The 14,844-nt window shown below is 40.3% G+C and carries 10 protein-coding genes and 1 pseudogene; 10 read left to right on the forward strand and 1 reads right to left on the reverse strand.

The window, feature by feature from the left end; translation table 11 throughout:
- Positions 1 to 125 precede the first annotated feature (125 nt).
- The 8 genes from pulA to D8847_RS05135 all read left to right on the forward strand — a co-directional run bounded on the left by pulA (position 126) and on the right by D8847_RS05135 (position 11,891).
- Entirely contained in the window at positions 126 to 2,411 is a 2,286-nt protein-coding gene (pulA, locus tag D8847_RS05100) for a type I pullulanase (RefSeq protein WP_125840843.1), read from the forward strand.
- Positions 2,412 to 2,608: 197 nt separating this feature from the next.
- Positions 2,609 to 4,033: an NADP-dependent glyceraldehyde-3-phosphate dehydrogenase gene (locus tag D8847_RS05105; protein WP_125840844.1), complete on the forward strand. Its 1,425-nt coding sequence runs from the start codon at positions 2,609 to 2,611 to the stop codon at positions 4,031 to 4,033.
- A 271-nt stretch (positions 4,034 to 4,304) separates the two neighbouring features.
- The gene (gene glgB, locus D8847_RS05110) at positions 4,305 to 6,200 is read left to right on the forward strand and encodes a 1,4-alpha-glucan branching protein GlgB (RefSeq protein ID WP_125840845.1); all 1,896 of its coding nucleotides are present in this window, start codon (positions 4,305 to 4,307) and stop codon (positions 6,198 to 6,200) included.
- Between the two features lie 158 nt (positions 6,201 to 6,358).
- Positions 6,359 to 7,501: a glucose-1-phosphate adenylyltransferase gene (locus D8847_RS05115; protein ID WP_125840846.1), complete on the forward strand. Its 1,143-nt coding sequence runs from the start codon at positions 6,359 to 6,361 to the stop codon at positions 7,499 to 7,501.
- Positions 7,491 to 8,630, forward strand: coding sequence for a glucose-1-phosphate adenylyltransferase subunit GlgD (gene glgD / locus D8847_RS05120; RefSeq protein ID WP_125840847.1), 1,140 nt, complete (start codon positions 7,491 to 7,493; stop codon positions 8,628 to 8,630). The genes D8847_RS05115 and glgD overlap by 11 nt, the downstream gene beginning before the upstream one ends.
- Positions 8,627 to 10,060: a glycogen synthase GlgA gene (gene glgA, locus D8847_RS05125; protein WP_125840848.1), complete on the forward strand. Its 1,434-nt coding sequence runs from the start codon at positions 8,627 to 8,629 to the stop codon at positions 10,058 to 10,060. Before glgD ends, glgA begins: the two co-directional genes overlap by 4 nt.
- Positions 10,061 to 10,121: 61 nt before the next feature.
- Positions 10,122 to 10,766, forward strand: coding sequence for a phosphoserine phosphatase SerB (serB, locus tag D8847_RS05130; RefSeq protein ID WP_125840849.1), 645 nt, complete (start codon positions 10,122 to 10,124; stop codon positions 10,764 to 10,766).
- A gap of 9 nt (positions 10,767 to 10,775) precedes the next feature.
- Positions 10,776 to 11,891 (forward strand): glycerate kinase, encoded by a 1,116-nt coding sequence (locus D8847_RS05135; RefSeq protein ID WP_125840850.1) that lies wholly within the window; start codon positions 10,776 to 10,778, stop codon positions 11,889 to 11,891.
- On the opposite strand, the gene D8847_RS05140 is transcribed toward D8847_RS05135, so the two are convergent.
- On the reverse strand, positions 11,888 to 12,334 hold the full coding sequence (locus D8847_RS05140; RefSeq protein ID WP_125840851.1) for a DUF1694 domain-containing protein: 447 nt from the start codon (positions 12,332 to 12,334) through the stop codon (positions 11,888 to 11,890). The genes D8847_RS05135 and D8847_RS05140 overlap by 4 nt on opposite strands.
- A 163-nt stretch (positions 12,335 to 12,497) precedes the next feature.
- Between D8847_RS05140 and eno the strand changes: the two genes are divergently transcribed.
- Both eno and D8847_RS05150 read left to right on the forward strand, forming a co-directional pair.
- Positions 12,498 to 13,802 carry a surface-displayed alpha-enolase gene (gene eno / locus D8847_RS05145; protein ID WP_000022823.1) on the forward strand — a complete coding sequence of 435 codons (1,305 nt, stop codon included), beginning with the start codon at positions 12,498 to 12,500 and terminating at the stop codon, positions 13,800 to 13,802.
- Between the two features lie 249 nt (positions 13,803 to 14,051).
- Positions 14,052 to 14,844, forward strand: a pseudogene (locus tag D8847_RS05150) (transposase); the annotation flags it as partial.

The following is a 14,844-nucleotide window of genomic DNA, read 5'->3' on the forward strand; positions in this document are numbered from 1 at the left end:
ATAGTCTGGAACTATCTCTCCTGATGTATTTTTATATCTATTAATGCTATTCTCTATTGTACTGAAATTCCCGCTAAATTCTTCAGCACCACATAAAAAAATTAAAATTGAAATTAGGAAAAGAAATGTATAGATACCCAGTAGTCATCCATTTTCACCGAAAAAATGGGGATTATGATGCTTGTTCATTCAGTAGAAAACAGGCAGATGTTAAAGAAAATTTGTATTATGAAAATGACTATTTTGGAGCAAAATTCTCCTTTACAGTTACAAGTGCAGAAAGGCTCGATACTCTGACCTTTTCTGTCGAAATCGATGGAAAGACAAAAGACTATCTCCTACGGTTTAACCATTATCCACTGTTGACTGAGGTTTGGATTTTGGATGGTGATGAGACAGTTTATTATTCTGAAAATCCAGCCATTGCAAGTCCTTGCTATAAAGATCAAAACCCATTTGCTTTTGATAAAGCCTTTCACAGTGAAAGTTTTGATCATCATTGGGGATACCAAGGAGAGTTAGGTTATAGTATCTCAGACTACCAGACAAGCTTTAAACTCTGGGCTCCAACCGCTACAGCAGTCCAAGTGGTCGTTTATGAAAATACAAGTAACGACGCGCCGATTTGGAAAACCTTTAATCTTGAGCGTGGGAATAGCTATTCATATAGTCATAAGTACAATACCATTGGTGTTTGGAGTGTAGACCTGGATGAAAATCTTGCAGGTAAAGCTTACCAGTATCAGATTGAGTTTCCACACCACCAGACTTTGACACGAGATCCTTACACCATTGCTACAAGCCCTGACGGAAAACGTTCTGTCATCCTCTCTCAGCAAGATAGACAGATAGAAGGATTCGAAGTTAAACATGGGACAGACGCTCCTTGGCGTTTGGAAAATCCATGTAAAGCCGTTATCTGTGAGATGCACATTCGTGATTTTACAAAATCGCCGACATCTGGAGTTCCAGAAAACCTTCGAGGGACCTTCCTTGGGGCTGCCCAGACTGGAACGGTTAACCAGTATGGTCAAGCAACAGCCTTTGACTATATCAAAGAACTCGGCTGTAATTATGTTCAGCTCCAACCAATCTTTGATCGTCATAAGGAATATGATGAGGACGGAAATGTAACCTATAACTGGGGTTATGACCCTCAAAACTACAATGCGCCAGAACCAAGTTTCTCTAGCAATCCAGATGATCCAGGACAGGTTATTCGAGATTTCAAAGCCATGATTCAGGCTTATCATGATGCGGGAATCGGTGTCATTATGGATGTCGTTTACAACCATACCTTCTCGACGGTCGATGCACCTTTCCAAACAACCGTTCCTGATTATTACTATCGTATGAATCCAGATGGAACCTTCCAAAACGGAACAGGTGTTGGAAATGAAACCGCAAGCGAACACGAAATGTACCGCAAGTATATGGTTGACTCACTCCTTTATTGGGTGAAAGAATACAATATTGACGGTTTCCGTTTCGACTTGATGGGAATTCACGATGTTAAAACCATGCAGGCAATTCGTTGGGCACTTGATGAAGTCGACCCGCGTATTCTCACTTATGGAGAAGGTTGGGATATGGGGACAGGTCTTGCACCTTATGACAAGGCCAAGAAGGATAATGCCTACCAGATGCCAAATATTGGATTTTTCAACGATGATCAGCGTGATGCCATCAAAGGAGGAGAAGTTTATGGCTCAATCAAGGCAGGATTTGTTAGCGGTGCAGCTACAGAACCGATTGTAGCCAAAGCTATTCTTGGTAGCCGAGAGTTGGGTTCATATCTTAGTCCAAACCAAGTCCTTAACTATGTGGAGGCCCATGATAATTACAACTTGCATGATTTGTTAGTAACCCTTCATCCAAATCACAGTTCAGATAAGATTATGCGCCAGGTTGAGACGGCAACAGCGATGAGCATTCTCATGCAAGGAATGTCCTTTATAGAGTTGGGGCAAGAATTTGGCCGCACTAAACTCCTTGCTACTGGTGAAAATGGGGAGCTGACTGAGGCAGATAGAGAACGGGCTATGAACAGCTACAATGCTCCAGATAGTGTCAACCAGGTCAACTGGGATTTAATCAATGAGAGACAAGAGAGCATTGAATTTATTCGCCAGATTATTCGCCTAAAAACACAAAAGCGTGCTTTCTCTTATCCTACATACGAAGAAGTTTATCGTCATGTCTTCGTCCATACAGCTGCTGAAAATAGTGGATGGATTGTTTACGAAATTCACGGTGGAGCAGAGCACTTATTGGTGGTATTCAATGCCAAGGGAACTTCCTTCTACTTTGAGAATGCAGGAAATCTTGAAATGCTGGTATCTAATAGTCGTTCTAAAGAATCAAATGTGATTGATGATACCAGTGTCGTGGTCTTAAAGGTACTCTCGTAAATTAATGTTCTAAAAAGGTTTAGATTAACTAGACCTTTTTTGATTTTTATTGAAAAACCAATATCTAATAGGAATAAAATTCAAATAATTTGAAGAATCAAGTTTGTGAAAAAAATATCAATATTTCCACAAAAAGGGTTGTAATTTTCTGAAAATTTGATAAAATAAGTTTTAATCATTTTCAGGAGGAAGAGAATTTGACAAATTATCAGAATTTAGTGAATGGAAAATGGAAATTATCAGAGAACGAGATTACGATCTATTCTCCTATCAATCAAGAAAAACTAGGCACGGTACCAGCTATGAGTCAGGCTGAAGTAGATGAGGCTATGAAAGCTGCGCGTGCAGCTCTCCCTGCGTGGCGTGATTTAGCACCAGTTGAGCGTGCAGCCTATTTACATAAGACAGCAGATATTTTGGAACGTGATAAAGAAAAAATTGGTACAATTCTTGCCAAAGAGATTGCAAAAGGGATTAAAGCAGCCATTGGAGAAGTAGTACGTACAGCAGACTTGATCCGTTTTGCTGCTGAGGAAGGTCTCCGTATTACTGGACAAGCAATGGAAGGTGGCGGTTTTGAAGCTGCAAGTAAAAACAAACTAGCCGTTGTCCGTCGTGAGCCAGTTGGAGTTGTCTTAGCTATCGCGCCATTTAACTACCCAGTTAACCTTTCTGGATCCAAGATTGCTCCGGCTCTGATCGCAGGAAATGTCGTTATGTTTAAGCCACCAACGCAAGGATCTATTTCTGCTCTCTTGCTAGCTAAAGCATTTGACGAAGCCGGAATTCCAGCAGGTGTCTTTAACACCATCACTGGACGTGGTTCTGAAATCGGGGACTACATCATCGAGCACAAGGAAGTGAACTTCATTAACTTTACAGGTTCAACACCGATTGGGGAGCGTATCGGTCGTTTAGCCGGTATGCGCCCAATTATGCTGGAGCTTGGCGGGAAAGATGCAGCAATCGTTTTAGAAGATGCAGATTTGGAAAATGCAGCCAATCAAATCGTAGGTGGTGCATTTAGCTACTCTGGTCAGCGTTGTACCGCTATTAAACGTGTCTTAGTTGTAGAAAGCGTAGCAGACAAGTTAGCCGAATTGCTCCAGGCTAAAGTCGCTAAGCTAACAGTCGGTGATCCATTTGACAATGCAGATATCACACCTGTTATTGATAACGCTTCAGCTGATTTCATCTGGGGATTGATCGAAGATGCACAAGAAAAAGGTGCTAGGGCTCTTACACCAATCAAGCGTGAAGGTAATCTTCTCTGGCCAGTGCTTTTTGACCAAGTTACAAAAGATATGAAAGTAGCATGGGAAGAACCGTTTGGCCCTGTTCTACCAATTATCCGTGTCACAGATGCGAATGAAGCAGTAGCAATTGCCAATGAATCTGAGTTTGGTCTTCAATCCTCTGTCTTTACAAATGACTTTAAGAAGGCATTTGAAATCGCTGAGAAACTTGAAGTGGGAACCGTTCATATTAATAATAAAACACAACGCGGACCAGATAATTTCCCTTTCCTTGGTGTAAAAGGTTCTGGTGCAGGAGTACAAGGAATTAAATATAGTATCGAAGCGATGACAAATGTAAAATCCATTGTTTTTGATGTGAAATAATCTATAAAATCAGGAAATCAACTTCATTATTTTATTTTTTTCAAAAAATACAGTTTAAAATTGATAAAAAACGAATATTCTGGTATTATAATAAAAAAATATATGGAAATTGTTTCGTGTTCTATTTTCTGGATATCTTTTTTAAAATGCTAGGAAATTTTTTGAAGGCTTTCATAAAAAAATATGATTTCCTTCGTAAATTACTTGAAAGTTATCTTAAAAGAGTGTATAATAGAATTATAGAAAACGCTTACAAAAGAAAGGGGATTGAATGAATAATCAAGAAGCATTAAGAACCTTTACTACAGGTGAAAACTTTCACCTCCAGCATTATTTAGGAGCGCATAGAGAGGAGAAAAACGGAGAAATAGGCTATACCTTTAGGGTTTGGGCACCAAATGCACAAGCAGTTCATCTAGTTGGGGATTTTACTAATTGGGTTGAGAATCAAATTCCTATGGTTCGTAATGAAGCAGGTGTTTGGGAAGTCTTTACTAGTCAGGCTCAGGAAGGTCAGATTTATAAATATCATATCACGCGTGCAAATGGTCACCAGATTATGAAGATTGATCCGTTGGCAGTTTATTTTGAAGCTAGACCGGGTACAGGGGCAGTTCTGACCAATATCCGTGAAAAGAAATGGAAAGATGGTCTTTGGCTAGCACGTCGCAAACGTCTGGGATTTTTCGAGAGACCAGTTAATATATATGAAGCCCATGCAGGGTCTTGGAAGAGAAATCCAGATGGTAGTCCCTATAGTTTTTCACAGCTGAAGGAAGAGTTGATTCCTTATTTAGTTGAAATGAACTATACACATATTGAGTTCATGCCTTTAATGGCTCACCCACTTGGATTGAGCTGGGGCTATCAACTTATGGGTTACTTTGCTTTTGAACATTCCTATGGCAGACCTGAGGAATTCCAAGATTTCGTTGAAGAGTGTCATATAAATAATATCGGTGTTATCGTAGACTGGGTTCCAGGTCATTTCACTATTAATGATGATGCCTTGGCATATTATGATGGCACACCAACTTTTGAATACCAAGATCACAACAAGGCTCATAACTACGGTTGGGGTGCGCTGAATTTTGACCTCGGGAAAAATGAGGTCCAGTCTTTCTTGATTTCAAGTATTAAATTTTGGATTGATTTTTACCACTTAGATGGTATTCGGGTCGATGCAGTGAGCAATATGCTGTATCTAGATTATGATAATGCTCCTTGGACTCCAAACAAAGACGGTGGACACCTTAATTACGAGGGTTATTATTTCCTTCAACGGTTGAATACAGTTGTCAAGCTAGCTCATCCAGATATCATGATGATTGCAGAAGAAAGTTCATCAGCGACAAAGATTACTGGTATGAAAGAAATGGGCGGCCTTGGATTTGACTATAAATGGAATATGGGCTGGATGAACGACATTCTCCGTTTCTACGAGGAAGATCCGATTTATCGCAAGTATGACTTTAATCTTGTAACTTTCAGCTTTATGTATGTTTTCAATGAAAACTATCTCTTACCTTTCTCACATGATGAAGTAGTTCATGGTAAGAAGAGTATGATGCATAAGATGTGGGGCGATCGCTACAATCAGTTCGCTGGTCTGCGTAATCTCTACACCTATCAAATTTGTCATCCAGGTAAGAAACTCTTGTTCATGGGTAGTGAGTACGGGCAATTCCTAGAATGGAAGTCTGAGGAGCAGTTGGAATGGTCTAATCTAGAAGATCCAATGAATGCCAAGATGAAGCGTTTTACTTCACAACTGAATCAATTCTATAAAGACCATCGCTGTCTGTGGGAAATTGATACTAGTTATGATGGTATCGAGATTATCGATGCTGATAATAGAGATCAGAGTGTCCTTTCCTTTATTCGCAAGGGCAAGAAGGACGAAATGTTAGTCTGTGTCTTTAATATGGCACCAGTTGAACGTAAGGACTTTACGATTGGTTTACCTGTTGCAGGTATTTACGAAGAAGTTTGGAATACAGAACTAGAAGAATGGGGAGGTGTGTGGAAAGAGCACAATCAAACAGTTCAGACTCAAGAAGGCTTATGGAAAGATTATGAGCAGACTTTGACCTTTACCCTGCCTGCCATGGGAGCAAGCATCTGGAAGATCAAGCGTCGTTTGAAACCAGCTAAGAAAAAAGAATAATGGGCTGATGATTATATTTTTTTAGATTTTAAAAACGGATGTACTTGTATTGAACTTGAAACACAAGAGAAATGGATTTCCTATTATTTTTATAAAAAGTTTGACTTCCGACCTTCTTTCGATTTTAACGTTCACATGTCTTTATAAAGGAGTAGAAAATGAAGAATGAAATGCTAGCTTTGATCCTTGCGGGTGGGCAAGGAACACGTCTCGGAAAACTCACTCAAAGCATTGCCAAACCGGCAGTGCAATTCGGTGGGCGCTACCGTATCATTGACTTTGCTCTTTCCAACTGTGCAAACTCTGGAATCCATAATGTTGGTGTGATTACGCAATACCAACCTCTCGCTTTGAACAACCATATCGGAAATGGTTCTAGCTGGGGATTGGATGGTATCGGTTCAGGCGTTTCTATTTTACAACCTTATTCAGCCAGCGAAGGAAACCGTTGGTTTGAAGGGACTAGTCACGCTATCTACCAAAACATTGACTACATCGACAGTGTTAATCCTGAGTATGTTTTGATTCTTTCTGGTGACCACATCTACAAGATGGACTACGATGATATGCTTCAGTCCCATAAGGATAACAATGCCAGTTTGACAGTAGCTGTCCTAGACGTACCTCTCAAAGAAGCTAGCCGTTTTGGTATCATGAATACAGATGCCAATAACCGTATCGTTGAATTCGAAGAAAAACCTGCGCAACCTAAGTCTACAAAGGCTTCTATGGGGATTTATATTTTTGACTGGAAACGACTTCGCAATATGCTTGTTGCTGCTGAAAAGAGCAATGTGGATATGTCAGACTTTGGGAAGAACGTTATCCCTAACTATCTCGAGTCTGGTGAAAGTGTCTATGCCTATGAATTTAATGGCTACTGGAAAGATGTTGGTACGATTGAGTCACTTTGGGAAGCCAATATGGAATATATTTCGCCAGAAAATGCCTTGGATAGCCGTAATCGTCAGTGGAAAATTTACTCAAGAAACTTGATCTCACCACCAAACTTTATTGGAGAACACGCTCATGTAGAAGATTCTTTAGTTGTGGATGGCTGTCTCGTGGATGGAACTGTTAAGCATTCCATTCTCTCAACAGAGGCGCAAGTACGTGAGGGGGCTGAAGTAGTAGACTCTGTGATCATGAGTGGTGCCATTATCGGAAAAGGTGCAAAAATTAAACGTGCCATCATTAGTGAAGGTGCCATTATTGCAGACGGCGTAGAAATTGACGGAACTGACGAAGTACAAGTAGTAGGATACAATGAAGTAGTGGGGGTAGCAACAGATGAAGATTGATAAATATTCAGCCATTTTGGGAAACACAGTTGGTTTTCATGATATGTCAACGTTAACAGAACACCGTCCGGTAGCTAGCTTGCCTTTCGGTGGGAAATACCGTTTGATTGACTTCCCCCTTTCCAGTCTTGCAAATGCAGGTGTTCGTAGTATCTTTGGTATTTTCCAACAAGATAATATCAGCTCAGTTTTCGACCATATCCGTTCAGGTCGTGAATGGGGCTTGTCAACACTTCTAAGTCACTACTATTTGGGAATTTACAACACTCGTGTTGAAAGCAGTACAGTTGGAAAAGAGTATTACCAACAACTTCTTACCTACTTGAGACGTTCAGGTTCAAACCAAACCGTTTCGATTAACTGCGATGTTCTGGTGAATATTGATTTGAATCAAGTCTTCCACCTACACAATACAACAAAAGGTCCGATTACAGTTGTATATAAGAAACTTCCTAAGAAAGATATTTCTGAAGTGAATGCTATCTTGGAAATCGATGAAACAGACCATGTTCGTTTGCACAAACTCTTTGATAACAAATCTACGGATGAACTCTTCAACATGTCTACAGATATCTTTGTTGTGGACACTCCTTGGTTGATTGAACGACTTGAAGAAGAGGCTCAGAAAGAATATCCTGAAAAGTTGCGCTATGTCCTTCGCGATTTAGCTGTAAAAGAAGGAGCTTTTGCTTACGAATACACAGGCTACTTAGCAAACATTCATTCTGTTCAGTCCTATTATCAAGCAAATATTGATATGCTTGAATCTAAAAAATTCTACTCACTTTTCTCACCAAATCAAAAGATTTATACAAAAGTTAAAAATGAAGAACCAACCTACTATGCGAATACTTCAAAAGTAAGTACTTCTCAGTTTGCTTCTGGTAGTATCATTGAGGGTGAAGTAGTTCAGTCAGTCCTATCTCGTAACATTTATGTTCACAAAGATAGTGTGGTGAAGGACAGCATTTTATTCCCTCGAGTTGTGATTGGTCAGGGTGCCCAAGTTGAATATGCTATCTTGGACAAGGGTGTTGAAGTTGCGGACGGTGTTGTCATTCGAGGAACAGCAGAACATCCAGTTGTAGTGAAGAAGGGTGAAACAGTAACAGAGGACATTTATTCATGAAAATTTTATTTGTAGCGGCAGAAGGAGCACCCTTTTCAAAAACAGGTGGTTTGGGCGATGTCATTGGCGCACTTCCTAAATCACTTGTAAAAGCGGGGCACAAAGTTGCAGTTTTCTTGCCTTACTATGATATGGTAGAAGCTAAGTTTGGTGACCAGATAGAGGATGTTCTCCACTTTGAAGTTAGTGTAGGATGGCGTAGACAGTACTGTGGTATTAAAAAAACTGTCTTGAATGGGGTTACCTTCTACTTCATTGATAATCAATATTATTTCTTCCGCGGTCATGTTTACGGGGATTTTGACGATGGTGAACGCTTTGCCTTCTTCCAACTGGCTGCTCTAGAAGCAATGGAACGCATCGACTTTATCCCTGACCTTCTCCATGTCCATGATTACCATACAGCAATGATTCCATTCTTGTTAAAGGAAAAGTATAGCTGGATTCAAGCCTATCAAGGAATCAGAACAGTTTTAACTATTCATAATTTGGAATTTCAAGGTCAATTTTCTGAAGGAATGTTGTGGGATTTATTTGGAGTTGGGTTTGAACGCTATGCTGATGGCACTCTTCGCTGGAATGATTGCCTTAACTGGATGAAGGCTGGTATCCTATACGCGGATCGTGTCTCAACCGTTTCTCCTAGCTATGCGCACGAGATTATGACCAGTCAGTTTGGTTGCGGTTTGGACCAGATTCTTCGCATGGAGTCAGGTAAGGTTTCAGGTATTGTCAATGGTATTGACGCAGATCTTTATAATCCTCAAACAGACCCACTTTTAGACTATCATTTTGATAAGGAAGATTTGTCTGGAAAAGCTCAAAACAAAGCAAAATTGCAAGAGAGAGTTGGGTTACCAGTGCGAGCAGATGTTCCTCTAGTTGGGATTGTCTCTCGATTGACACGCCAAAAAGGTTTTGATGTTGTCGTAGAAAGCTTGCATCGTTTCTTACAAGAGGACGTTCAAATAGTCCTTTTAGGAACAGGTGACCCAGCTTTTGAACATTCCTTCTCCTGGTTTGCGCAAGTCTATCCTGACAAACTATCAGCAAATATCACTTTTGACGTCAAGCTCGCTCAAGAAATCTACGCAGCTTGTGACCTCTTCCTCATGCCAAGTCGTTTTGAACCATGTGGCTTGTCTCAAATGATGGCGATGCGCTATGGAACTCTACCATTGGTTCATGAGGTTGGTGGTTTGCGTGATACGGTTCAATCCTTCAATCCGATCGAAGGAACTGGTACTGGATTTAGCTTTGACAATTTAACACCATACTGGCTTAACTGGAGTTTCCAAACAGCCTTGGATGTTTATAAGTACCAGCCGGACGTTTGGAGAAATCTACAAAAACAAGCTATGGAATGCGATTTCTCATGGGATACAGCCTGCAAATCTTACCTGGACTTGTACCATAGTTTAGTCAACTAATAGATAAAATCGTATGATTCTTTCATACGATTTTTGGACTGTTTAGAAAAGAGGAGAAGGGATGACTCAAGCAAAGGGACTTTGTGTTATGGATGTTGATGGCACCCTGATAGCAGAGGAAGTGATTGATCTTTTAGGAAGAGAAGCAGGTTGCGAAGAAGAAATATCGCAGATTACAAGCCAGGCAATGCGAGGTGAACTGGACTTTGAAACAAGCTTGCGAGCGAGAGTGGCTTTGTTAAAAGGTCTTCCAATTTCGGTTTTTGATACGGTCTTTAAATCCATTCATCTGTCCAAGAATGCTCAAGAATTTATCTCCGTACTTCAAAAGAAGGGCATTCTAGTTGGTCTAGTGTCTGGTGGCTTTACATCAATAGTTGAGAGACTAGCAGAATCCCTTGGTATCTCCTATTTCTCCGCCAACCAGTTAGAAGTCAAAGACGGATTTTTAACAGGAAAATTAGTTGGTAAAATTGTGACAGGTCAAGTAAAAAATGCTACTCTTGAGAAATGGAGAAAGGAATTAGGACTTTCCAAAGAAAGAACGATTGCCATCGGTGATGGTGCTAACGACCTCTTGATGTTAAAGTCAGCAGGACGTGGTATAGCCTTTTGTGCCAAAGAGATCGTAAAAACAGAGATAGCTTGTCATGTAGATACGAGGGATCTTTTAGAAGTTCTACCTTTGATTGATTTCTTAGAATGAGAGGGAACTATGAAAATTGTAATTGCACCCGATTCTTTTAAAGAAAGTTTGACGGCAGAAGAGGTCGCGCAAGCTATAAAAAGAGGCTTCGAACAGTCAATAGCAGATGTAGAATGTCTGCTCTGCCCTGTAGGTGATGGTGGGGAAGGAACTGTAGACGCTATTCGCCATTCTCTTGAACTCGAAGAAAAATGGCAAGAGGTGACAGGACCTTTTGGCCTAAAAGAATCCATGCGCTACTTTTATAAAGGCCAAATAGCGCTCTTTGAAGTTGCTGACTTGGTTGGTTTAGAAAAGATTCCGCAGGAGAAACGAAATCCTCTTCACATCCAAACCCGAGGTATCGGAGAGTTGATTCGCCATCTCGTTAATCAAAGGATGAAAGATATCTATGTCGGCGTTGGTGGTACGGCTAGTAATGACGGTGGGATAGGCATTGCTGCTGGTCTGGGTTATTGTTTTTATGATAAGAATGGAAAAGAATTGCCAGCTTGCGGTCAGACTTTGCTTGAGTTTGAATCAGTTTCCAAAGATGACCTATATAGGATTCCCGAAGATGTTCAAATTCGCATTTTAGCAGATGTTGAGAGCCCTCTATGTGGTCATCGAGGGGCAACCTATACATTCGGAAAACAAAAGGGCTTGGATCCTGCTTTATTTGAGATGGTAGATCTGGCTATACAGGAGTTCTATGAAAAATCTTCACCTTCCACCCTATCTCTTAAAGGAGCAGGAGCTGGAGGTGGTATTGCTGCTGGGCTCTGCGCCTTTGCTGAGGCCTGTATCGTATCTGGAATTGATACTTGCTTGGATTTGATTGATTTTGATAAGAAAGTTGCAGATGCTGACTTGGTTATCGTTGGTGAAGGTAGACTGGACAGTCAAAGCTTTGCTGGGAAAGCGCCTATAGGCGTAGCAAAAAGAACCCCCGTCGGAGTTCCTGTTATTGCTATTTGCGGTAGTCTTTCCGAGGATTTACCTCCCCTACCATTCGAAAATATACAAGCAGCCTTTTCAATTTTAGAGAAAAGTGAACCTTTAGAGAATAGTTTGAAAAATGCAAGTCTCTATTTGGAGCACACAGCTACTAATATCGGTCATTTATTAAATATGAGAAATCATTAACCTAACCATTTTTTCCAGATTGATTTTTTAGGAGTTTCTGTCTTTTTCTTCTCCCAGAGATTCGAGAATGCAAGTCTAAGGTCCTTTTCTTCTACTTGAACAGGTTCATTCGTGTGAATGATAAGACCAAAAGGAGAGGTGATATGATCGTTTGAAACAATAGTCGCCTGGCAGTTGCTTTCCTTTGCTTGTCTTAAGTAAAATACCTGTTTGTCAAACTCGATATTTGGTGAGATCTTTACAAAAAGTTCCTCTACCTTTTCTTGAAAACTCTCTAAAATAGAGAAAAATCCATGTTCTAATTCAAGACTATTGGCAGTACTGATATCCGCGTAGCCAAGAACTCTTTCCTTGAAAGTGCCGAGATAGCGGCGTTGTTCGTCAGGGTTTAATTTCGGCCCGCCATGAGCTTTTTCTAGTAATTGTTTTGATAAATCTGTCATAAAAATAGTATATCACAAAAATCGCGAGAAAACAGACAAAAAGAAAGCGATTACTTTATAAAGTTAAGGAAAATTTGCACAAAGATAACGTTTTTTCTTGAAAAACGCTTATTTTTAAGGTATCATAGAGGTGTAAAAAATTTAACTCAAAGGAGAGTAAAAAATGTCAATTATTACTGATGTTTACGCTCGCGAAGTCCTAGACTCACGCGGTAACCCAACACTTGAAGTAGAAGTTTATACTGAATCAGGTGCTTTCGGACGTGGTATGGTTCCATCAGGAGCTTCTACTGGTGAACACGAAGCAGTTGAACTTCGCGACGGTGACAAATCTCGTTACGGTGGTCTTGGTACACAAAAAGCTGTTGACAACGTAAACAACATCATCGCTGAAGCTATCATCGGCTACGATGTACGTGACCAACAAGCTATCGACCGTGCTATGATCGCACTTGACGGTACTCCTAACAAAGGTAAATTGGGTGCAAACGCAATTCTTGGTGTGTCTATCGCTGTAGCTCGTGCTGCTGCTGACTACCTTGAAATCCCACTTTACAGCTACCTTGGTGGATTCAACACTAAAGTTCTTCCAACTCCAATGATGAACATCATCAACGGTGGTTCTCACTCTGACGCTCCAATCGCTTTCCAAGAATTCATGATCGTACCTGCTGGTGCACCAACATTCAAAGAAGCTCTTCGTTGGGGTGCTGAAATCTTCCACGCTCTTAAGAAAATCCTTAAATCACGTGGTTTGGAAACAGCCGTGGGTGACGAAGGTGGATTCGCTCCTCGTTTCGAAGGAACTGAAGACGGTGTTGAAACTATCCTTGCTGCTATCGAAGCTGCTGGATATGTTCCTGGTAAAGACGTATTTATCGGATTTGACTGTGCTTCATCAGAATTCTATGATGAAGAACGTAAAGTTTACGACTACACTAAATTTGAAGGTGAAGGCGCTGCTGTACGTACTGCTGCAGAACAAATCGACTACCTTGAAGAATTGGTAAACAAATACCCAATCATCACTATCGAAGATGGTATGGATGAAAACGACTGGGACGGTTGGAAAGCTCTTACTGAACGTCTTGGTGGTAAAGTACAATTGGTTGGTGACGACTTCTTCGTAACAAACACTTCTTACCTTGAAAAAGGTATTGCAGAAGGTGCTGCTAACTCAATCCTTATCAAAGTTAACCAAATTGGTACTCTTACTGAAACATTCGATGCTATCGAAATGGCAAAAGAAGCTGGTTATACTGCCGTTGTATCACACCGTTCAGGTGAAACTGAAGATTCAACAATCGCTGACATCGCAGTTGCAACTAACGCGGGACAAATCAAGACTGGTTCACTTTCACGTACAGACCGTATCGCTAAATACAACCAATTGCTTCGTATCGAAGACCAACTTGGTGAAGTAGCTGAATACCGTGGATTAAAATCATTCTACAACTTGAAAAAATAAAATAGTTCAGTGAACTATTTTATCCCGAACCTTGAAATTCAAAAGTTCGGCCGTTGATTTAACAACGTTTTAAGCCCCTCGGATTTTATCCGAAGGGCTTTTTGTATATAAAGGCAAAAAATAGAGGCTCTATAATTTCTGTAGTGGGTAAAACCACCATAGGTCTTATGGAGCCTATTTTGCTGTAGAAAAAAAGTCCCATAAGACCTATAATGAAAAAGTGACCAAACCCTCATTAGAAAGAATCTTATGGAACAATTAAATTTTATCACAAACTTACTCGGAATTAAAGACAAGAACATCATAATCTTGGATTATCTGGATGCTGGAACACATAAAGAAATCATCGCTAAGCTAGATTATCCTGCTCCTAAGTGTCTCGACTGTCAAGGACAAATGGCTAAATATGACTTCCAAAAAGAATCTAAAATTCCCTATCTAGAGTGTGCGGGCTACAAAACTCTTTCCTAGATGGACGGACTCAAGCAACTATTCGCAATCATTTCCTTCGCTATTCTAGACAGGTGAGAAGTCGTGTGAAAGTCATTATCATGGACATGTTTAGTCCCTACTACGATATGGCTAGAAAACTTTTTCCTTCTGCTAAAATCGTTCTCGACCGCTTTCACATTGTCCAGCATCTCAATCGAGCAATGAATCGCGTACGCATCCAAATTATGAATCAGTTGGATCGGAGATCGCACGAATATAAAGCACTGAAACGTTACTGGAAACTCATCCAACAGGATAGCCGTAAACTCAGTGATAAACGTTTTTATCGACCAACTTTTCGCTCACACTTGACCAATAAAGAGATTCTAGAAAAGATACTTGCCTACTCTCAAGAACTTAGACAGCACTATAATCTCTATCAGCTCCTACTCTTTCATTTTCAAGAGAAACAAACGGAACATTTCTTTAGTCTTATTGAAGAAACAATTTCTTCTGTAAATCCTATTTTTCAAACTATTTTTAAGACCTTTTTGAAAGATAAGTACAAGATCATGAATGCACTGGAACTTCCCTACTCAAACGCAAAACT

The sequence above is a fragment of the Streptococcus mitis genome, assembly GCF_003942795.1.
In the GTDB taxonomy this organism is placed as follows: Bacteria; Bacillota; Bacilli; order Lactobacillales; family Streptococcaceae; genus Streptococcus; species Streptococcus mitis_BJ.